The organism is Knoellia flava TL1 (assembly GCF_000768675.1).
In the GTDB taxonomy this organism is placed as follows: domain Bacteria; phylum Actinomycetota; class Actinomycetes; order Actinomycetales; family Dermatophilaceae; genus Knoellia; species Knoellia flava.
Map to the genome: position 1 here is coordinate 132,589 of NZ_AVPI01000045.1, position 20,483 is coordinate 153,071.

The 20,483-nt window shown below is 71.9% G+C and carries 23 protein-coding genes; 21 read left to right on the top strand and 2 right to left on the bottom strand.

The genetic code is table 11. From position 1 onward, the window contains the following. The first annotated feature begins 53 nt into the window (after positions 1-53). The 6 genes from N798_RS13420 to N798_RS13445 all read left to right on the top strand — a co-directional run bounded on the left by N798_RS13420 (position 54) and on the right by N798_RS13445 (position 4,570). Entirely contained in the window at positions 54-836 is a 783-nt protein-coding gene (locus tag N798_RS13420; RefSeq protein ID WP_035949171.1) for an ABC transporter ATP-binding protein, read from the top strand. After that, on the top strand, positions 833-1,567 hold the full coding sequence (locus N798_RS13425; RefSeq protein ID WP_035949173.1) for an ABC transporter permease: 735 nt from the start codon (positions 833-835) through the stop codon (positions 1,565-1,567). Before N798_RS13420 ends, N798_RS13425 begins: the two co-directional genes overlap by 4 nt. Positions 1,568-1,635: 68 nt before the next feature. Continuing rightward, on the top strand, positions 1,636-2,586 hold the full coding sequence (locus tag N798_RS13430; protein ID WP_035949174.1) for a proline dehydrogenase family protein: 951 nt from the start codon (positions 1,636-1,638) through the stop codon (positions 2,584-2,586). Positions 2,587-2,704: 118 nt separating this feature from the next. Further along, on the top strand, positions 2,705-3,505 hold the full coding sequence (gene proC / locus N798_RS13435) for a pyrroline-5-carboxylate reductase (protein WP_035949176.1): 801 nt from the start codon (positions 2,705-2,707) through the stop codon (positions 3,503-3,505). After that, positions 3,498-4,046, top strand: coding sequence for a GNAT family N-acetyltransferase (locus N798_RS13440; protein ID WP_052117348.1), 549 nt, complete (start codon positions 3,498-3,500; stop codon positions 4,044-4,046). Before proC ends, N798_RS13440 begins: the two co-directional genes overlap by 8 nt. Beyond that, positions 4,043-4,570, top strand: coding sequence for a GNAT family N-acetyltransferase (locus tag N798_RS13445; RefSeq protein WP_035949179.1), 528 nt, complete (start codon positions 4,043-4,045; stop codon positions 4,568-4,570). The genes N798_RS13440 and N798_RS13445 overlap by 4 nt, the downstream gene beginning before the upstream one ends. Positions 4,571-4,590: 20 nt before the next feature. Here the strand turns inward: N798_RS13445 and N798_RS13450 are convergent, their stop codons facing one another. Beyond that, the gene (locus N798_RS13450; RefSeq protein ID WP_035949182.1) at positions 4,591-5,256 is read right to left on the bottom strand and encodes a potassium channel family protein; all 666 of its coding nucleotides are present in this window, start codon (positions 5,254-5,256) and stop codon (positions 4,591-4,593) included. 106 nt (positions 5,257-5,362) lie between these two features. On the opposite strand from N798_RS13450, the gene N798_RS13455 reads away from it, so the two are divergent. The 11 genes from N798_RS13455 to hemB all read left to right on the top strand — a co-directional run bounded on the left by N798_RS13455 (position 5,363) and on the right by hemB (position 16,250). Continuing rightward, the gene (locus N798_RS13455; protein WP_035949184.1) at positions 5,363-6,553 is read left to right on the top strand and encodes an acetoin utilization protein AcuC; all 1,191 of its coding nucleotides are present in this window, start codon (positions 5,363-5,365) and stop codon (positions 6,551-6,553) included. A gap of 167 nt (positions 6,554-6,720) precedes the next feature. Further along, a complete protein-coding gene (locus N798_RS13460; RefSeq protein WP_035913729.1) occupies positions 6,721-6,918 on the top strand; it encodes a helix-turn-helix domain-containing protein in 198 nt (65 codons plus the stop codon). Between the two features lie 189 nt (positions 6,919-7,107). Beyond that, a complete protein-coding gene (locus tag N798_RS17870) occupies positions 7,108-7,206 on the top strand; it encodes a 30S ribosomal protein bS22 (protein ID WP_003792170.1) in 99 nt (32 codons plus the stop codon). Positions 7,207-7,441: 235 nt separating this feature from the next. Then, positions 7,442-8,476, top strand: a complete 1,035-nt coding sequence (locus N798_RS13465; protein ID WP_229708369.1) for an NAD-dependent epimerase/dehydratase family protein — start codon at positions 7,442-7,444, stop codon at positions 8,474-8,476. Then, positions 8,476-10,107, top strand: coding sequence for a lysophospholipid acyltransferase family protein (locus tag N798_RS18760; protein ID WP_229708367.1), 1,632 nt, complete (start codon positions 8,476-8,478; stop codon positions 10,105-10,107). The genes N798_RS13465 and N798_RS18760 overlap by 1 nt, the downstream gene beginning before the upstream one ends. An 8-nt stretch (positions 10,108-10,115) precedes the next feature. Then, positions 10,116-10,382 carry a glutaredoxin family protein gene (locus N798_RS13475; protein WP_035949187.1) on the top strand — a complete coding sequence of 89 codons (267 nt, stop codon included), beginning with the start codon at positions 10,116-10,118 and terminating at the stop codon, positions 10,380-10,382. Positions 10,383-10,668: 286 nt separating this feature from the next. After that, on the top strand, positions 10,669-11,361 hold the full coding sequence (locus tag N798_RS13480) for a redox-sensing transcriptional repressor Rex (protein WP_035949188.1): 693 nt from the start codon (positions 10,669-10,671) through the stop codon (positions 11,359-11,361). Beyond that, a complete protein-coding gene (locus N798_RS13485) occupies positions 11,358-12,683 on the top strand; it encodes a glutamyl-tRNA reductase (RefSeq protein WP_035949190.1) in 1,326 nt (441 codons plus the stop codon). The genes N798_RS13480 and N798_RS13485 overlap by 4 nt, the downstream gene beginning before the upstream one ends. Beyond that, positions 12,680-13,633 carry a hydroxymethylbilane synthase gene (hemC, locus tag N798_RS13490; RefSeq protein WP_035949192.1) on the top strand — a complete coding sequence of 318 codons (954 nt, stop codon included), beginning with the start codon at positions 12,680-12,682 and terminating at the stop codon, positions 13,631-13,633. The genes N798_RS13485 and hemC overlap by 4 nt, the downstream gene beginning before the upstream one ends. A 3-nt stretch (positions 13,634-13,636) precedes the next feature. Continuing rightward, positions 13,637-15,262, top strand: coding sequence for a bifunctional uroporphyrinogen-III C-methyltransferase/uroporphyrinogen-III synthase (locus N798_RS13495; RefSeq protein ID WP_035949194.1), 1,626 nt, complete (start codon positions 13,637-13,639; stop codon positions 15,260-15,262). Positions 15,263-15,275: 13 nt separating this feature from the next. Further along, on the top strand, positions 15,276-16,250 hold the full coding sequence (gene hemB / locus N798_RS13500; RefSeq protein ID WP_229708366.1) for a porphobilinogen synthase: 975 nt from the start codon (positions 15,276-15,278) through the stop codon (positions 16,248-16,250). A gap of 275 nt (positions 16,251-16,525) precedes the next feature. On the opposite strand, the gene N798_RS13505 is transcribed toward hemB, so the two are convergent. Then, a complete protein-coding gene (locus N798_RS13505; RefSeq protein ID WP_035949199.1) occupies positions 16,526-17,068 on the bottom strand; it encodes a YceI family protein in 543 nt (180 codons plus the stop codon). Between the two features lie 164 nt (positions 17,069-17,232). Between N798_RS13505 and N798_RS13510 the strand changes: the two genes are divergently transcribed. The 4 genes from N798_RS13510 (at position 17,233) to N798_RS13525 (ending at position 20,472) form a co-directional block, all read left to right on the top strand. Further along, entirely contained in the window at positions 17,233-17,727 is a 495-nt protein-coding gene (locus N798_RS13510) for a MarR family winged helix-turn-helix transcriptional regulator (protein WP_035949200.1), read from the top strand. 93 nt (positions 17,728-17,820) lie between these two features. Next, positions 17,821-19,161, top strand: coding sequence for a glutamate-1-semialdehyde 2,1-aminomutase (gene hemL, locus N798_RS13515; protein ID WP_035949202.1), 1,341 nt, complete (start codon positions 17,821-17,823; stop codon positions 19,159-19,161). A gap of 34 nt (positions 19,162-19,195) precedes the next feature. Beyond that, positions 19,196-19,855 (top strand): histidine phosphatase family protein, encoded by a 660-nt coding sequence (locus N798_RS13520; protein ID WP_035949204.1) that lies wholly within the window; start codon positions 19,196-19,198, stop codon positions 19,853-19,855. Beyond that, on the top strand, positions 19,852-20,472 hold the full coding sequence (locus N798_RS13525) for a TlpA family protein disulfide reductase (protein WP_035949206.1): 621 nt from the start codon (positions 19,852-19,854) through the stop codon (positions 20,470-20,472). The genes N798_RS13520 and N798_RS13525 overlap by 4 nt, the downstream gene beginning before the upstream one ends. Positions 20,473-20,483 lie beyond the last annotated feature (11 nt).

A 20,483-nucleotide genomic window follows, 5' to 3' on the forward strand; every position in this document is an offset into this window, starting at 1 on the left:
CGCACTCTCCCGGGGTCTTGCGGGAGGCGCTCTGTCGGGTCTAAATTCATCACATGAGGAAAAGCGTCGTCGAACCCCTCAGCGCGGACGCGATCGTCGTCGAGCACCTCGTCGTGCGGCGCGGCGGCCGGAGCGTCCTGCCCGACCTCAGCGTCACGGTGCCCGCCGGTCAGGTCGTGGGCCTCCTCGGTCCGAGTGGCGGCGGCAAGTCGACGCTCATGCGGGCGATCGTCGGCGTCCAGCAGGTCGAGAGCGGGGACGTCACCGTCCTCGGGCGGCCGGCCGGGCACCCCGACCTGCGGCACCGCATCGGCTACGTCACCCAGTCGCCGAGCATCTATGCCGACCTCTCGGTGCGCCACAACCTCACCTACTTCGCCCAGGTGCTCGGTGCGAGCCCGGACGCCGTCGACCGGGCCATCGAGGCGGTCGACCTCACGAGCCACGCCGACGCGAGCGTCTCGACCCTCTCCGGGGGCCAGCGCTCGCGGGCGTCCCTCGCCGCAGCGCTCGTCGGCGACCCCGAGGTCCTCGTCCTCGACGAGCCGACCGTCGGCCTCGACCCGGTGCTGCGCCGCGACCTCTGGAACCTCTTCCGGCGACTGGCGCACGACGAGGGCCGCACCCTCCTCGTGTCGAGCCACGTCATGGACGAGGCGACGCGGTGCGACCGGCTCATCCTTCTGCGTGAGGGCGAGATCCTCAGCGACTCCACGCTCGCCGAGCTGCTCGCGCGCACCGGTGCCACCGACGCCGAGGAGGCCTTCCTCCGGCTCGTCGACCGGGCCGCAGAGGCGAGACCCACGGACGCGGCCTCGAAGGGTGGCCCGGCATGAACCCGCGCATCACGCTCGCCACGACCGCGCGCATCCTGCGCCAGCTGCGCGCCGACCACCGCACCATCGCGATGATGCTCGTCGTCCCGTGCGTGCTCCTCGGCCTGCTCGCCTGGATCTTCGACGGCACACCTGTCTTCGACCGGATCGGCGCCGCGCTGCTCGGCGTCTTCCCGTTCGTCGTCATGTTCATCGTCACGAGCGTCGCCACGCTGCGCGAGCGCACCTCGGGCACCCTCGAGCGCCTGCTGACCACACCGCTCGGCAAGGGCGACTTCATGCTTGGCTACGCCCTGGCCTTCGGACTCATGGCGGTCGTGCAGGCCCTCGTGGCAACGGGATTCGCCGTCTGGGTGTGCGGGCTCGACGTCGCCGGGCCGGTCTGGCTGCTCGTCGTCATCGCGGTCTGCGACGCGCTCCTCGGCACGGCGCTCGGCCTCTTCGTCAGCGGCTTCGCGGCCACGGAGTTCCAGGCTGTGCAGTTCATGCCGGCACTCGTGCTCCCGCAGTTCCTCCTCTGCGGACTCCTCGTCCCTCGCGAGAACCTGCCGTCGGTCCTCTCGACCCTCTCGGACGTCCTGCCCCTCTCGTATGCCGTCGACGCGATGCGCACGATCGCCTCGGTCCCCGACCCGGTCGGGGACGTGAGCTCGGACATCGCGGTCATCGTCGCCGCGATCCTGCTCTCACTCGCGCTCGGAAGCCTCACCCTGCGTCGCCGCACGCCCTGAACGAAGGTGCGCACACGGCATACCGGCTGGCTGCGAGGGAGGCCGGGGGAGCGGTTAGCCTGACGTCCGTGGACGCCTCCGACCTCCTTCGCTCCGGCCTGCTGCACCTCTCGGACTCGACGCTCGTGCGCACCACGATCGAGAAGGCGCCGGTCAGCCGCAACGTCGTGCAGCGCTACGTCCCCGGCACGGACGTCGCCCACGCCGTCGAGGCGACCGCCGAGCTGCGCGCGACGAACCGTCAGGTGACGATCGACTACCTCGGCGAGGACACCCTCGACGCCGGCCAGGCCGCGCACACCGTCGACACCTACGTCGGGCTGCTGCGCGCCCTCAAGGCCAAGGACCTGTCGCAGTTCGGGGCGGCCGAGGTGAGCGTCAAGCTGAGCGCCGTCGGCCAGGCACTGCCGCAGGACGGCGAGAAGATCGCGCTCGACAACGCCCGCATCATCTGCGAGGCGGCCCGCGACGCCGACACGACCGTCACCCTCGACATGGAGGACCACACGACGACGGACTCGACGCTGTCGATCCTCGCCGAGCTGCGCAAGGACTTCCCGGACACCGGTGCCGTCCTCCAGTCCTACCTCCACCGCACCGAGGGAGACTGCCGCGACCTCGCCACCGCGGGCAGCCGGGTCCGGCTCTGCAAGGGCGCCTACAAGGAGCCCGCGTCGGTCGCCTACCAGGACGCCGAGGACGTCGACCTCTCCTACGTCCGCTGCCTCAAGATCCTCATGGAGGGCGAGGGCTACCCGATGGTGGCCAGCCACGACCCGCGGCTCATCGACATCGCCCGGGCGCTCGCGAGCCGCCACGGACGCGAGCCCGACTCCTACGAGTTCCAGATGCTCTACGGCATCCGCCCCGACGAGCAAATCCGGATCGCCGACCGCGGCCACCAGATGCGTGTCTACGTGCCGTTCGGCGAGGAGTGGTACGGCTACCTCATGCGTCGCATGGCCGAGCGCCCCGCCAACCTGCAGTTCTTCCTCCGCAGCCTCGTCTCGAAGGGCTGACGTCGCGCGGGGGTCCGCCTCGCGAGCCTCTTCCTCCGCAGCCTCGTCTCGAAGGGCTGACGCCACGGGCTGAAACCCGCTGGTCGCCGCACCGCCGGACCCGGCATAGTCTCGCGCCATGGGAACGGTGGCGATCTTCGGTGCGGGTGTCATGGGCGAGACGTTGCTCTCGGGTCTGCTGCGAGCGGGGCGACCGGCCGACGAGCTCCTCATCACCGAGCGCCGGGCCGACCGCGCTGCCGAGCTGACCGAGAAGTACGGCGTGCGCGCCCTCACCAACGTCGAGGCGGCCACCCAGGCCGACACCCTCGTCCTCGTCGTCAAGCCGCAGGACATGGCTGCGCTCCTCGACGAGATCAGCCCCCACGTCGCCGACGGCAACCTCGTCGTCAGCCTCGCCGCCGGCATCACGACCGAGTTCCTTGAGAGCCGTCTGGCAGAGGGCCGCTCGGTCGTGCGCGTCATGCCCAACACCCCGGCGCTCGTCGACCAGGGCATGGCGGCGGTGAGCGGCGGCCGTCACTGCCAGCCCGACCAGCTCCAGCACGCCATCGAGCTCCTCGCCGCCACCGGCAAGGTGACCGAGGTCCCCGAGAAGCAGCTCGACGCGGTGACGGCGATCTCCGGCAGCGGGCCGGCATACATCTTCTACGTCGTCGAGGCGATGATCGAGGCGGGCGTTGTCCTCGGCATGCCCCGCGCGACCGCGACCGAGCTCGTCACGCAGACCCTCTTCGGCGCAGCGACCATGCTGCGCGAGACCGGGCAGCACCCGACGGTGCTGCGCGAGCAGGTCACCTCGCCGGGCGGCACGACGGCAGCAGCCCTGCGCGAGCTCGACGACCACAAGGTGCGGGCCGCGTTCATCAGCGCGATGGAGGCCGCCGCTGTCCGCTCCAAGGAGCTCTCCGGTGGCTGACCGGTCCTCCCGGACCCTCGAGGTCGTCCCGGTCACCGAGGACAACTGGCGCACCTACCGCGACGTGCGCCTCGCCGCGCTCCTCGACACCCCCCGCGCCTTCGCCAACACGTATGCCGTGAGCGCGGCCTACCCGGAGTCGTCCTGGCTCGCACGCCTGAGGACGATGCACGTGTGGCTCGCCTTCGTCGACGACCGGCCGGTGGGCACGGTGTCGCTCTGGCACTCGCAGGACCAGCCGGACGAGGAGGTCTACCTCATCGGCATGTGGGTGTCCGCGTCCGCGCGCGGCGCCGGTGTCGGCGACCTGCTCGTCTCGACCGCCCTCGACGCCGCCGGCGAGGCCGGGTACTCACGCGTGCACCTCGAGGTCGCCGAGGAGAACCTCCCGGCACAGCGCCTCTACGAGCGCCACGGGTTCGCCCGGACGGGCACGACGTGGGACAACCCGCTCTACGGCGGCATCCTCGAGATCGGGTACGCGGTCAGGGTGGACCCGGGTTGCCGCCCGTCCGTGGCGTCGGGGACAGTGGGGGCATGAGCGAGATCAGCGTGCGCCCGCTGGGCGAAGAGGACTGGCAGCAGTACCGCGACACCCGACTGACCGCGCTCCGGGAGTCACCCGAGGCCTTCGCCGCCACGGCCGCCGAGGAGGAGGCCCTCGACGAGGACTTCTGGCGACTGCGCATGCAGCGCTCCACCCGCCTCATCGCCGAGCGCGACGGCTCGCCCATCGGCATCGTCAGCGTCGGTCGAGCCGGTGAGGACCACCCGCGCACGGCCGAGCTCTTCGGCCTCTGGGTCTCGCCCGAGGCCCGCGGCAGCGGCGTCGCCACCGAGCTCGTGCGCGCCGGCGCCAACCTCGCCCGCGAGCAGGGCCAGACCCAGCTCGCCTACTGGGTCGGCAGCGACAACGGCCGCGCCGTCGCGTTCGCGAGCGGGTTCGGTTTCCGCCCGACCGCCGAGCGACGCCCCATGCGGGTCAAGTCCGACGACGACGAGGACGAGGTCGCCATGGTGCTCGCCCTCGGAGGCGACCGCGGATCGGTCGCCAGGGACTTCTGAGCCGCGCGCGGGCTTGCTGGCTAGGGGCGGGAGGCGAGGCGCTCGAGGAGCTCGGTCGGGCCGCTGACGATGAGCGTGTCGTGAGCCGAGACCTTGGTCGAGGGGACGGCATACGTGAAGTCGGCGCCGGGTGACTTCACGCCGACGATCGTCACGCCGTACTTGCTGCGGATGGCGCTCTGCTCGAGCGTGAAGCCGATCGCTTCGGTCGGCGGGCGCATCTTGACGATGGCGAAGCCGTCGTCGAACTCGATGTAGTCCTGGAGCTTGCCGCCGACGAGGTGCGCGACGCGGCGGCCGGTGTCGGCCTCGGGGCGCACGATGTGCTGGACGCCGATCCGGTCGAGGATGCGGGCGTGCTCGGGCGACATCGCCTTGGCCCAGATGTCGGGGATGCCGGCGTCGACGAGGTTGGCCGACGAGAGCACCGAGGCCTCGATCGACGAGCCGACCCCGACGACGGCGATGCGGTAGCGCGAGGCCTTGGCGTCGCGGACGACCTCGGCGTCGCTCGCATCGCCGTGGATGACCGAGCTGAGCCGCCCGAGGAACTTCTCCGCGAGGAAGCCGTCCTTCTCGATCGCGACGACGCGGTGGCCGAGGCGACGCAGCTCGAGGGCGGCGGCACCACCGAACCGACCGAGCCCGACGACGAGGACGTCGAGATCGCTGTTCTTGGCTCCCACGGGCGCTCCTCCTTGCGACGGCCCGCGGTGACGGCGGGTCCACGTGACGGTCACTTCGGGGTCGAGGCTAACGCCCGGTGGGGTCCCCGGGGGTAGCGTGCGCGGCATGGCTCACCGCACGCGCCTGGTCTGGGACGACGGCTTCACGGCATACAACTTCGGCCCGACCCACCCGATGGCGCCCGTGCGACTCGACCTCACCACCCGGCTGGCGCGCTCGCTCGGTGTCCTCGACAAGGTCGAGGTGGTCTGTCCGGGCGTCGCGAGCGACGAGCTCCTCGCCACGGTCCACGACCCCGGCTACGTCGCCGCAGTGCGGGCCGCCTCCGCCGACCCGAGCGTCGCCGAGGCGCGACGCGGTCTGGGGACGGAGGACGACCCGGCCTTCGCGGGGATGCACGAGGCGAGCGCCCGCATCGTCCAGGGCACGGTCGACCTCTGCGACGCGGTCTGGCGTGGCGAGATCGACCACGGCGTCAACTACTGCGGCGGGCTCCACCACGCGATGGCCACCCACGCCGCCGGCTTCTGCATCTACAACGACGCGGCCGTCGGGATCCAGCACCTTCTCGACAGCGGGGCCAAGCGCGTCGCCTACGTCGACATCGACGTCCACCACGGTGACGGCGTGGAGCGGATCTTCTGGCACGACCCTCGCGTCCTCACGATCTCGGTCCACGAGTCCGGGCGTGCGCTCTTCCCGGGGACGGGCTACCCCGGCGACATCGGCGGCCCGGACGCGCGGGGGAGCGCCGCCAACGTCGCGCTGCCGCCCGGCACCGGCGACTCCGAGTGGCTGCGCGCCATCGAGTCGGTCGTTCCCCAGCTCGTCGAGGCGTTCAAGCCCGACGTCCTCGTCACCCAGCACGGGTGCGACACCCACAGCCAGGACCCGCTCGCGCACCTCGCCGTGTCGGTCGACGCCCAACGGAGAGCGCACGAGTGCCTCCACCGGCTGGCCCACGACGTCGCCGACGGGCGCTGGGTCGCCCTCGGCGGAGGTGGCTACGAGCTCGTCGACGTCGTGCCCCGGTCGTGGACCCACCTGGCTGCCATCGCGGCCCATGCGCCCATCCCGGCCGCCACGGAGATCCCCGACGAGTGGCACGACCACGTGCGCGAGCTCATCGGCCGCGACGGCCCGGCGACGATGGGCGACCTTCCCCCCGACGACCTCCCGATCTGGGTGCGTTCGTGGGGCATGGGGCACAACCCCGACCGCCCCGTCGACGCCGCGATCCTCGCCACCCGTCAAGCCGTCTTCCCGCTCCACGGGCTCGACCCGTGGTTCGACTAGTGGAGGAAATCTCCCCACTGGGCAGCGTGTCGGCTGGACTTCTCAAAGATATCCCTCCAACCGCTTCCCCAAGTGTCACACCAGCCCCTATGGTTGCTTCTTGCACGCCCGTAGATGACCGCCGGTGGGGAAGCCGGCGATGCGCGCGTGCAGAAGTTGAGGTGGCCATGTCCCAGGAACGTCTTGCCGAGGTGCGGTTTCTCACCGTCGCCGAGGTCGCCTCGATCATGCGCGTGTCGAAGATGACCGTCTATCGCATGGTCCACGGAGGTGAGCTTCCGGCTGTCCGCGTCGGTCGGTCCTTCAGGGTTCCCGAGGACGAGGTGCAGAAGTACCTCCGGGAGTCCTACATGGGCACCGCCTGACGAGCCGAGCTCCACGGGAAGGGCCGGACCATCGTTGGTCCGGCCCTTCCCGTGTCCGGGCCCGTTTGGGCGCTCGGCGCCGCGCCGGTAGGGTTGCCCCCTGACACACGCGCGCCGGTCGGCCGCGCAGGCCGACCAGCAGCTGCTGGTCCACCGTCGTTCGCATCTCTCAACCAGCAAGGACTGCACATGGGTTCAGTGATCAAGAAGCGTCGCAAGCGCATGGCGAAGAAGAAGCACCGCAAGCTGCTTCGCAAGACCCGCCACCAGCGTCGCAACAAGAAGTGACGCGTCGCTGACGCGATCGATCGGCCCTCGCCCTCCGGCGGGGGCCGTTCTGCATCCTCGACCCGTATGCCGTTCGCTCGCCTCCGTGCGCGGGTCCACCTTCGACGACCGTGGCCGTGCGCCGCCGGTCCGGGTGATCGGGCTCTCCCGGACAACACTGCCGTCGCGCGGTGACGACGAAGTAGGGTCGGGCACGACGACGTCGACGCGAGGGAGGGCAGGACCCGTGGGCCAAGTGGTACTCGTGACGGGGGTCTCGCGCTACATCGGTGGCGTCCTCGCCCGACGGCTCGCGGCCGACCCCGGCGTCGACAAGGTCATCGGCGTCGACGTCATCCCTCCGCCGCGCGACCTCGGCGGGGCCGAGTTCGTGCGCGCGGACATCCGCAACCCGATGATCGGCAAGGTCATCGCCCAGGGTGACGTCGACACGGTCGTGCACGCCAACGTCATCGCGACACCGACCTTCGCCGGGGGGCGCACCCCGCAGAAGGAGATCAACGTCATCGGCACGATGCAGCTGCTCGCCGCCTGCCAGAAGGCGTCGACGGTCAAGCGGCTCGTCGTGAAGTCCACCGCAGCGGTCTACGGCTCCACGCCGCGCGACCCGGCGATGTTCACCGAGGAGATGACGGCCAAGCGGCTTCCGTCGTCCGGCTTCGGCAAGGACTCGATCGAGGTCGAGGGCTACGTGCGCGGGTTCGCCCGCCGCCGACCCGACGCCGAGATCCTCACCCTGCGGTTCGCCAACATCATCGGTCCGCGGATCCGCACCTCGATCACCGACTACTTCAACCTGCCGGTCATCCCGATCCCGTTCGGCTACGACGCGCGGCTGCAGTTCTTCCACGAGGACGACGCCATCGCGGCCCTTGTGCGGGGCGTGACGGGCTCGACGACCGGGGTCGTCAACCTCGCCGGCGACGGCGTCCTCACCGTGGTGCAGGCGGCCGCGATCGCGCGCCGCCCGTTCGTCATGGTCCCGATGGCCGCGGCGGGCCCGCTCGGTGGCCTCGGCAAGCGGTTCGGGCTCGTCGACTTCAGCCCCGACCAGATGTCGTTCCTCGCGTTCGGCCGCGGCATGGACACGACGGTGATGCGGACGACCTTCGGGTTCAACCCGACGTTCTCGACGCGCGCCGCCTTCGAGGACTTCGCCCGGACCGTCACCCCGGTCGTGCCGTCGTTCGACGCGGTGACGGGGGCCGTCGGCGGCCTCGCCGGTGTGGCACAACAGGTCCTCGGTCGCGCAACGGGAGGTCGGCTCTGATGGCGACGAAGCCGACGGCGGCCAAGGCCGCTGCCAAGAAGGCGCCGGCCACCAAGAAGGCGCCGGCCACCAAGAAGGCGCCGGCCACCAAGAAGGCGCCGGCCACCAAGAAGGCGTCGGCCGCGAAGAGGGCCGCGGCCGAGAAGGCCACGACGACGCCGAAGGCGCCCGCGTCCTCGAAGAAGCCGTCTGCGACCTCGAAGAAGCCGTCTGCGACCTCGAAGAAGGCGACGCCGGCGACGGAGAAGAAGGGGACGACCACGAAGACGCCGGTCCGTCGCACCTCGTCCGTCGCTGCTGGCGCGGCCCGCGCCTCCGGCGAGCGCGCCCGTCGCCGGTCGACCCCGCTGCTCTCGGCGCCCCCAGTCGAGACCGCAGCGCCCGCCACGGCCACCCCGACGTCGTCCACGGTCCCCGAGCCCACGACACCGGCGAAGTCCGCCGCCGCCGCGCAGGCCGCGGCGAACCCCTCGGCCACCTCGCCGACTGGCCGGCGATCGGCCCACCGTCCGCACCCCACGGTCCGCGCGAAGGCCTCGGCCAAGGCGACCAAGCAGGCCGGCATACGACCGCAGAGCCCGCGGGCCAAGCGCGCAGCGGACGAGGCGGCACGACGACACCTGCGCGTCGCGACCGTGCCCGAGCCGAAGCCGAAGCCGGCCCGACCCGCGTCGCCGGACCCCACGGCCACGCAGACCGACATGTCGCTGCCCGTGCCCGGCATCGAGGAGCTGCTCAGCGCGTCGATCGCGGCCATGCGCATGGCCGCCCAGGGTGCCGGCATCTCGCCCGAGGAGATCGAGCGGCGCATCGCGGCGACGCTCGCGTTCGTGCGGCGCCGCCTCGAGGGCGACTACTCGGTCGACGAGTTCGGCTACGACGAGCACTTCGCCGAGCACGTCATCTTCCCGATGCTCCGACCGATCTACCGGAACTGGTTCCGGGTCGAGGTCCGCGGGCTCGAGAACATCCCCGACGAGGGCGGCGCGCTCATCGTGAGCAACCACTCCGGGACCATCGCCATCGACTCGCTCATGGTCGCCCAGGCCATCCACGACGAGCACCCGAAGCACCGGGTCATGCGTGCGCTCGGCGCCGACCTCGTCTTCCAGACCCCGGTCATCGGGTCGTTCGCGCGCCGCGGCGGCTCGACCCTCGCGACCGGCGACGACGTCGACCGGCTCTTCGCCAAGGGCGAGCTCGTCGGCGTCTTCCCCGAGGGCTTCAAGGGCGTCGGCAAGCCGTTCAAGGAGCGCTACAAGCTGCAGCGCTTCGGCCGCGGCGGCTTCGTCTCGGCTGCGCTCAAGGCGGGCGTGCCGATCATCCCGACGTCGGTCGTCGGCGCCGAGGAGATCGCCCCCATCATCGGCAACATGAAGACCGTGGCGCGGCTGCTCGGCGTGCCCTACGCCCCGATCACGCCGACGTTCCCGCTCCTCGGACCGCTCGGGCTCATCCCGCTGCCGAGCAAGTGGATCATCGAGTTCGGCGCCCCGATCGAGACGGCGAGCCACGGCACCGGCGCGGCCGACGACCCGATGCTCGTCTTCGACCTCACCGACCAGGTGCGCGAGACGATCCAGCAGACCCTCTACTCGCTGCTCATGCAGCGCCGGTCCGTCTTCTTCTGAGCCGCCGTATGCCGTCCGCCCCCGACCCGCAGCCGCGCGTCACCCTCATCGGCAAGCCGGGGTGCCACCTGTGCGACGACGCCCGGGCGGTCGTCGCGGCAGTGACCGCCGAGCTGGGGGAGTCGTTCGTCGAGCGCTCGGTCCTCGAGGAGCCCGAGCTGATGGCGCGCTACGCCGAGGAGATTCCCGTGACGCTCGTCGACGGCCGGCAGCACGACTTCTGGAGGGTCGACCCCGACCGGCTGCGCGACGCGCTGTCCCGGCCGCCCCACTGACGGGGGTCTTGCGTCCGGCACGGTGACGGCTGGGCCACCACACCCGCGGACGCAAGGGACGGCATACGGGGCTGGTGGTCTTTGCGTCCAGCGAGATGACGCCCAGGCCCCCACAGGTGCGGAGGCACGGGCGGGCGTCGGGTGCGGGAGCGGTTACGCACGGTGCTTGTACCAGAGCCCGCTCCGTGCTCCGTCTCGGGGTCCGCTCGTGACTTTGTGCATCCCTTCACAAGTGCGTACGCTGACAGGGCACCACCACCTGTGAAGAAGAGGAGTCGAAGGCCTCGTGTCCGCCGACGTCGCAGCCCGCCGGGGTATCCCCGATGCGTCCGTGGCGCGACTCCCCGGATACCTCCAGGCCCTCACGAACCTCGCCGAGCGCGGCATCTCGTCGGTGAGCTCCGAGGAGCTCGCGGCCGCCGCCGGTGTCAGCTCGGCCAAGCTGCGCAAGGACCTCTCCCACCTCGGCTCCTACGGCGTGCGGGGCGTCGGCTACGAGGTCGACCGGCTCGCCTACGAGATCTCGACCGCGCTCGGGCTCACCCAGGACTGGCCGGTGGCCATCGTCGGGATGGGCAACCTCGGCCGCGCGCTCGCGGCATACAGCGGGTTCACGACGCGCGGCTTCAACGTCATCGCGCTGCTCGACCGCGACGAGGCGATCGTCGGCGCGCCTGTGGGCGACCGGACGGTCCGGCCCATGGGCGACCTCGACGCGCTCGTCCGCGACGACCGGCTCGCCATCGGGGTGATCGCCACGCCCGCGGACTCCGCGCAGGACGTCGCCGACCGGCTGGTCGAGGCCGGCGTGCGGTCGATCCTCAACTTCGCGCCGTGCGTGCTCGACGTGCCGGACGACGTCATGGTCCGCAAGGTCGACATGTCGACCGAGCTGCAGATCCTCGCCTTCCACGAGCAGCGCCGCACCGGTGAGCTCGACCTCGGCCGGACCGCCGACGTCGGAGAGGTGGCGTTGTGAGCCTGCTCGTCCTCGGGCTGTCGCACCACGGCGCCCCCATCGGCCTTCTCGAGGCCGCCGCACTCGACCCTGCTGCTCGCGGTCGTCTCGAGGCCTCGATCGTCGGCTCCGAGCACGTCGTCGAGGCCGTCGTCGTCTCGACGTGCAACCGCACCGAGGTTTATGCCGAGGGGCTGACCTTCCACGGCGCGCTCACCGACGTCTCCGAGGCGCTCGCCGCCGCGACCGGTGTGCCGCTCGCCGACCTCCAGCCCCACCTCTACGTCCACTACGAGGACCGCGGCATCGCGCACGCCTTCTCGGTGGCCGCCGGGCTGGACTCGATGGCCGTCGGGGAGGCGCAGATCCTCGGCCAGCTCCGTGAGGCCCTGACCCGCGCCCAGCGCCGCGGCCACGTCGGTCCGGCGCTCAACACCCTTCTGCAGCAGGCCCTCCGGGTCGGCAAGCGGGTCCACACCGAGACGGGCATCGACGACGTGAGCCGCTCGCTCGTCGGCGCCGGGCTTGGGCTGGCCGACGGGTCCGTCGGTCCGGTCGACGGTGCCCACGTCCTCGTCATCGGCGCGGGCGGCATGGGCGCCCTCGCGGCGACCACGGTGAGCCAGGCCGGCGCCGCGTCGGTGACCGTCGTCAACCGCGGGCTCGCCCGCGCCGAGCGGCTCGCAGAGCGTGTCGGTGGCAGCGCCCGACCGTGGGCCGAGCGCACCGAGGCCCTGGCCGGCGCCGACATCGTCATCTCGAGCACCGGCGCGACCGGTGTCGTCGTCACCTCGGACGACGTCGCCGCTGCCCTCGCCGAGCGCGACGGCCGCCCGCAGCTCTATGTCGACCTCGCTCTGCCCCACGACATCGACCTCTCCGTCGCCGACCTCGACGGCGTGACCCGCATCGGGCTCGCCGAGCTCGGTGAGGCCCTCAGCTCCGCCGGTGACGTCCCACAGGTCCGCGAGGCCCGCGACATCGTCACCGGCGAGGTCGCCGCCTTCCTCACCGAGCGCTCCTCCGAGGCCGTCGCCCCGACAGTCGCCGCCCTCCGGTCGCGCGCACAGTCCGTCGTCGACGATGAGATGGCCCGGCTCGAGCGGCGCACCCCCGACCTCGCCGACGCCCACCGCGCCGAGGTCCAGCGCACCGTGCACCGCATCGTCGAGAAGCTCCTCCACGCGCCCACCGTCCGGGTCAAGGAGATGGCGCAGAACGGGCAGGGTGGCAGCTATGCCAAGGCCCTGAGCGAGCTGTTCGACCTCGACCCGCGCGAGGTGTCGGTCGTCTCGACGCCGCCGGTCATCCCGGCCACCGACGACGAGGAGGTCGGGCGATGACCCTGCGCCTCGGCACCCGCCGCTCCACCCTCGCGACCACGCAGTCCTCATGGGTCGCCGACCGCCTGCGCGACCTCGGGCACGACGTCGAGCTCGTCGAGATCACGACCGAGGGCGACCGCGACCGCACGACCCCCCTCGCGAGCATGGGCGGCACCGGCGTCTTCGTCTCCGCCCTGCGCGAGGCGCTGCGCGACGGCACCGTCGACCTCGCGGTGCACTCCCTCAAGGACCTGCCGACCACCCCCGAGGACGACCTCGTCGTCGCGGCCATCCCCTCGCGGGAGGACCCGCGCGACGCCCTCGTCGCCCGCGACGGCCTCACCCTGGGCGAGCTTCCTGCCGGCTCGACCGTCGGCACCGGCTCCCCGCGGCGTCGTGCACAGCTCGAGGCGCTCGGCCTCGGGCTCGAGCTGCGCGAGCTGCGCGGCAACGTCGAGACCAGGCTCGGCAAGGTCAGCGGCGGCGAGCTCGACGCGGTCGTGCTCGCGCACGCCGGCCTGCGACGGATCGGTCGCGCGGACGTCGTCACCGAGGTGCTCGACCCCATCCAGATGCTTCCCGCGCCCGGCCAGGGCGCGCTCGCGGTCGAGGTCCGCGCCGACGACTCCGCCACCCGTGACGTGGTCGCCGCCCTCGACGACGCCGACACCCGCGCGTGCGTCGTCGCCGAGCGCGCGGTCCTCGCCGAGCTCGAGGCCGGCTGCTCCGCACCCATCGGGGCGCTCGCCGAGGTCGTCCTCGGCGACGACGGCGACGAGCTCTCGCTGCGCGCGGTCGTCGCGAGCATCGACGGAGCCGGCGACGTGCGCCGCTCGGCCGCCGGCTCCCCGGCCGACGCCGACGGGCTCGGCCGCGCCCTCGCCCGACTCCTCCTCGAGGACGGCGCCGCCGACCTCGCCCCGCTCTCACCCCGTCCCACCGTCCACACCGAACGTCCCGGAGCGTGACCAGTGAGCACCACCCGCTCGAACCGACCCACCACTCCCGCACGCACGCCCGCGCGCGTCGCCTTCGTCGGCGCCGGTCCGGGTGACGCCGGGCTGATGACGGTGCGCGCCCTCGAGTACCTCGCCGAGGCGGACGCCGTCGTCATCGACCAGGTCGCCCGCGAACAGGTCGTGGAGCGCCACGCGCGCCCCGAGGTCGACATCGTCGACGCCGGACACGGGGAGCACGGCCAGCCGCTCACCCACGCCTCGCGCGCCAAGCTCGTCGTCAAGGCGGCCAAGGCGCACCCGCGCGGTCTCGTCGTGCGGCTCATGGACGGGGACCCGGCGACCTTCAACGGCCTCGCCGAGGAGGCCGCCGCCTGCGTCAAGGCCGGCGTGCCCTTCGAGGTCGTCCCCGGCGTCAGCTCGGTCACCGCGGTCCCGACCTACGCCGGCGTGCCGCTCACCACGTCGAGCTCGCGCGGCCTCCACGTCATCACCGCGGGCCAGAAGATCAAGGACGTCTCGGTCGCGACCGACCCGTCGGTCACCGTCGTCGTCCTCGGCCAGCCCGACACCCTCGTCGGCACGCTCGAGGCGCTGCGCGACGCCGGTCGTTCCGAGGACACGCCAGTCGCGATCACCGAGCGCGGCACCACCGTCCAGCAGGCGACGGTCGCCACGACCCTCGGCGAGGTCGCCAAGGCCGCGAAGGCGATGCAGTTCCCCGCCCTCGCCGTCGTCGGCGACAACGTCAACCTGCGCGAGACCCTCTCCTGGTTCGAGACCAAGCCGCTCTTCGGCTGGAACGTCCTCGTGCCGCGCACCAAGGACCAGGCCGGTCCGATGATGCGCCGCCTCGAGCGCTACGGTGCCGAGGCCACGAGCGTCCCGACGATCTCGGTCGAGCCGCCGCGCACGCCGCAGCAGATCGAGCGCGCCGTCAAGGGGCTCGTCACCGGCCGCTACGAATGGGTCGGCTTCACTTCGGTCAACGCAGTCAAGGCGATCCGCGAGAAGTTCGAGGAGTTCGGGCTCGACGCGCGCTCGTTCGCCGGGCTCAAGGTCGCCGCCGTCGGTGGCGTGACCGCCGACGCACTGCGCGACTGGGGCATCAACCCCGACCTCGTCCCCGAGGGCGAGCAGTCGGCCAAGGGCCTGCTCGAGGAGTGGCCGCCCTTCGACGAGCTCCTCGACCCGATCAACCGGGTCTTCCTCCCGCGTGCGGACATCGCCACCGAGACGCTCGTCGCCGGGCTCCATGAGATGGGCTGGGAGGTGGACGACGTCACGGCATACAGGACCGTGCGTGCGGCTCCGCCCGCGGCCGAGATCCGCGACGCGATCAAGAGCGGGAGCTTCGACGCGGTCGTCTTCACGTCGAGCTCGACGGTGCGCAACCTCGTCGGCATCGCCGGCAAGCCGCACCCGTCGACGGTCATCGCGTGCATCGGCCCGGCCACGGCCAAGACGGCCGAGGAGTGCGGCCTGCGCGTCGACGTCCTCGCGCCGGAGCCGTCCGCGGAGGAGCTCGTCGACGCGCTCGCCGACCACGGCCGTTCGCTCGCGCTCACGGCTGCCGAGGCCGGCGAGGCCACGGTGCGCCCGAGCCAGAAGCGGCCCACCGCACGTCGTCGCGCCAAGTGAGCGGGGCGAGCGCGTGAGCCCAGTCCTGCCGCAGCGACCGCGCCGCCTCCGCCAGTCGCCGGCGGTGCGCAGGCTCGTGGCCGAGCACCGCCTCCACCCGGCGGACCTCGTGCTGCCGGTCTTCGTCCGCGAGGGCATCGACGAGCCGCAGCCGATCGAGGCCATGCCGGGCGTCGTCCAGCACACGGTCGAGTCGCTCGTCGCCGAGGCGCGGCGCTGCGTCGACGCCGGGCTCGGCGGGATCATGCTCTTCGGAGTGCCGCTGGAGAAGGACGCGACCGGCTCGGGGGCCGATGCCGAGGACGGCATCCTCAACGTCGCCCTGAGGGCCGTGCGTGACGCCGTCGGTGAGGACCTTGTCGTCATGGCCGACCTCTGCCTCGACGAGTTCACCGACCACGGCCACTGCGGCGTCCTCGACGACGAGGGCCGGGTCGACAACGACGCGACGCTCGAGCGCTATGCCGCGATGGGGCTCGCCCAGGCCCGCGCCGGTGCCCACGTGCTCGGCCTCAGCGGGATGATGGACGGCCAGGTCGGGTTCGTGCGCGAGGCGCTCGACGAGGCGGGGTTCACCGACACGATCCTGCTCGCGTATGCCGCGAAGTACACCTCGGCGCTCTACGGCCCCTTCCGCGAGGCGGTGCAGTCCTCGCTCGTCGGGGACCGGGCGACCTACCAGCAGGACCCTGCCAACGCGAGGGAGTCGCTGCGCGAGCTCGAGCTCGACCTCGCCGAGGGCGCCGACATCGTCATGGTCAAGCCGGCCCAGCCGCACCTCGACGTCATCGCGATGGCGGCCGAGGTGTCGCCGGTGCCGGTCGCGGCCTACCAGATCTCGGGGGAGTACGCCCAGATCAAGGCGGCCGCCGAGCGCGGCTGGATCGACGGCGACCGGGCCGTCATGGAGTCGCTCATGCACATCCGCCGGGCCGGCGCGCAGATGATCCTCACCTACAGCGCCCTCGACGTCGCGCCCCACCTCTAGAGACCCGTTGCGTCCGGCAGGGTGACGGCCTGGCCCCCAGAGTTGCGGACGCAAGCGGTCGGTGGGCGGACGGCATACACAACGTCCGGCAACCTGACGGCAGGACCACCAGAGTTGCGGACGCAAGCGGTCGGTGGGGACGGCATACGCAACGTCCGGCAGGGTGACGGCCTGGCCCCCAGAGTTGCGGACGCAAGGGGAGGGTGTGCACATGACAGCGCCCGCGCGGTCGACCCGGAGGTCGACGGCGCGGGCGCTGTCGGTGCGAGGTGCGCTCAGGCCTGCTTGGCGAGCTGCACGTCGATGTTGATGGTGATCTTGTCGGAGACGAGCACGCCGCCGCCCTCGACCGCGGCGTTCCAGGTGAGGCCCCAGTCCTTGCGGTTGACGGTCGCGGTGGCCTCGAAGCCGGCCTTGGTGTTGCCCCACGGGTCCTGGCCCACGCCACCGAAGTCGACGTCGAACTCGACGGACTTGGTGACGTCCTTGATGGTGAGGTCGCCGGTGAGGGTCGAGCCGTCGAAGGAGGTGGAGACGAAGCGCATCGTCGGGAACTTCTCCGCGTCGAAGAAGTCCTCGCTCTTGAGGTGGGCGTCGCGGTCGGCGCTGCCGGTCTCGACGGAGGCGATCTTCGCGGTGACGTCGACGCGGGACTGGGTGATGTCCTCGGCGACCTCAACGGTGCCCTCGACGTCCTTGAAGTAGCCGCGGACCTTGCTCACCATGAGGTGGCGGGCGACGAAGCCCACCTCGGTGTGGGCGGCGTCGACGGCCCACGTGCCGGTGGGGATCTGGAGCTGGCTGGCGGTGGCGGTCATGATGGGGAATCTCCTTGCGACGGTGGGTGATGCCTTTCAGGCCCTTCCAACAGCACCGTATTAGTAGATATTTCAACCTTCTCGATAAGCCATTGTGATCTGGGTCACACCGGGTCCGACCGGTCGTGCCTGCAGGCGTGAGGTGATTCGCTAGCATGCGAGGCATGGCAGGGGAGCAGGGAACGAGCACTCGCTGGCTCTCTCACGACGAGCAGCAGGCGTGGCGGGCCTACCTTCGCGCGCACCGCGAGCTCCAGGTCGCCCTCGACCGCGACCTCCACTGCTTCGACATCAGCCTCCCCGAGTACGAGCTGCTCTCGATGCTCTCCGAGCAGGAGGGCGACCGGGCGCGCATGTCGGTCCTCGCCGACCTCGTCGTCCAGAGCCGCAGCCGGGTGACCCACACCGCCAAGCGGCTCGAGGCGCGCGGCTGGGTCCGCCGTGAGCCGACCCCCGAGGACGGTCGTGGTGTCGCCCTTGCGCTCACGCCCGCCGGGCGCCGGCTCATCGAGAGCGCGGCCCCCACCCACGTCCACTCCGTGAGGGACCACTTCATCGACCTGCTCACCCCCGACCAGCTGTGCGTGCTTCGCGATGCCTTCTCGCAGGTGCGCTCCCACCTCGTGCCGGGCGTGCAGCCGGAGGACGAGATCGCCTGACCGACGTCGCCCGACCGTCACCGACGTCCACGTCGCCGGCTGGGCGGTGACGGCGGGTTCGGGGCACGGCGCCGCGCACGCGACAATGGGGTCATGACGTCCCGCCCCACCCCCGCCACGTCCACCTCCTCCGACGCCCCCGCGTCCGCCGCGCTGCTCGAGCGCGCGACCCGCGTCATCCCGGGAGGGGTCAACTCGCCGGTGCGGGCCTTCCGGGCGGTCGGCGGGACCCCTCGCTTCGTCGCGGAGGCGAAGGGGCCGTGGCTCACCGACGCCGACGGTCGCCGCTACGTCGACCTGCTCTGCTCGTGGGGCCCGATGATCCTCGGGCACGCACACCCCGACGTCCTCGAGGCCGTCCGCACCGCCGCCGCCAGGGGCTTCTCGTTCGGCACCCCGAGCGAGAACGAGGTGCTCCTCGCCGAGGAGATCGTCCGCCGGGTCGAGCCGCTCGAGCAGGTGCGCCTCGTGTCGTCGGGCACCGAGGCGACGATGAGCGCGGTCCGCCTCGCCCGCGGCGTCACCGGCCGTGCCGTCATCGTCAAGTTCGCGGGCTGCTACCACGGCCACGTCGACGCCCTCCTCGCCGCTGCGGGCTCCGGCGTCGCCACGCTCGCCCTGCCCGACTCCGCCGGTGTCCCCGCCGAGATGACGGCCGACACGATCGTCCTGCCCTACAACGACGTCGCCACCCTCGAGGCCACCTTCGCCGCGCGCGGCTCCGAGATCGCCGCCGTCATCACCGAGGCCGCCGCGGGCAACATGGGCGTCGTGCCGCCGGCGCCGGGCTTCAACGAGGCGCTGCGCCGCGTGACCCGCATCCACGGAGCCCTGCTCATCTCCGACGAGGTCATGACGGGCTTCCGCTGCAGCCCCTCGGGCTGGTACGGCCTCGAGGGCCCGTATGCCGGTGGCGCACCCGACCTCTTCACCTTCGGCAAGGTCATGGGTGGCGGCTTCCCGGCGGCGGCCTTCGGGGGGACGGCCAAGGTCATGGCCCACCTCGCCCCGACCGGACCCGTCTACCAGGCAGGCACGCTCAGCGGGAACCCCGTCGCCACCGCCGCCGGCCTCGCGACGCTCAAGGGCTGCACCGACGACCTCTACCCGCGCCTCGAGGCCACCGCCCGCACCATCGCCGACGCCGCCAGCGCGGCGCTGTCCGCCGAGGGTGTCGCACACACCGTCCAGTGGGCCGGCTCGATGTTCTCGGTCTTCTTCCGCGACCAGCCGGTCACGAACTACGACGAGGCGCGTGACCAGGACACGACGGCATACGGGCGGTTCTTCCACTCGATGCTCGAGTCGGGAGTGCACCTGCCCCCGAGCGCGTTCGAGGCGTGGTTCGTCAGCGGTGCGCACGACGACGAGGCCGTCTCGCAGGTCGTCGATGCCCTTCCGGCAGCGGCCCGCGCCGCCGCCTCCGGGGCCTGAGGAACCTCTCAGGTTGGTTTGAGAGAATCCACGCATGACCGCGCCCGCCCCGAACGACGACCGAACGGTCGTGCACCTCGTGCGGCACGGCGAGGTCGACAACCCCGACCGCATCCTCTATGGCCGGCTCCCCGAGTTCCACCTCTCCGAGCTCGGCCGCCAGATGGCCGACCTCGTCGCGAGCCACCTCGCCGACCACGACGTCACCCACATCGTGTCGAGCCCGCTCGAGCGCGCGCGCGAGACGGCGGCGCCCATCGCGGCCGCGCACGGGCTCGAGGTCGAGCTCGACGAGCGTGCGCTCGAGGCCGAGAACGCCTTCGAGGGACGCGCCGTCGCCGGGGGCAAGGGGATCTTCCGAGACCCGAAGATGTGGCGGCTCATGGTCAACCCGATGCGCCCGTCGTGGGGCGAGCCCTACGCCGACCTCGCGAGCCGCATGCAGGCCGCCGTCGACGACGCCCGCGACCGCGCGCGCGGCCACGAGGCCGTCATCGTGTCGCACCAGGCGCCGATCTGGATGCTGCGCCTCGCGATCGAGGGCCGCCGCTTCGTTCACGACCCCCGCAAGCGCCAGTGCACCCTCGCGTCGCTGACGTCCCTCACCTACCGCGGGGACGACCTCGAGTCCCTCGCCTACAGCGAGCCGGCCGCCGCGCTGCTGCCGCTCGCCCACTCCGGAGCAGGTGCATGACCCCTCGACCGACCCCGTATGCCGGGTGGCGCCGTCGCGCCCTCGCCGTCGCCTCCGTGGCCTCCCTCCTCGCCCTCGGTGCGTGCTCGTCGGACCCGAACTCGATCGCCGAGCAGGCCAAGAAGGGCGACCAGAAGGGCTACATCGCCGGCAACGGCGCGATCGAGCAGATCCCGGCCGAGAAGCGGCTCGACCCGGTGACCCTCGAGGGGACGACTCTCGACGGCCGGCAGTGGTCGAGCACCAGCGAGCGCGGCAAGCAGGTCGTCGTCGTCAACCTCTGGGGGTCGTGGTGCCCGCCGTGCATCGAGGAGATCCCCGACCTCGAGAAGGTGTGGACCGACGTCCAGGCCGCCGGGAAGCCGGTGCAGTTCATGGGCATCGACTTCCGCGAGGACCCGCAGCGCGGCGCCGCCTTCGTCAAGACGCAGAAGATGACCTACCCGAGCCTCATCGACGAGTCCGGCGTGCTCATCCTCGCCTTCGGTCGGCAGGCCCCGACGAGCCCGCCGTCGACGCTCGTGCTCGACAAGGAGGGCCGGGTCGCCGCCCGCGCCAACGGCGCCGTGTCGGCGGCGACGCTGCAGGGCCTCATCGACGACGTCCTCGAGTCCTGATCTCCTGCCGC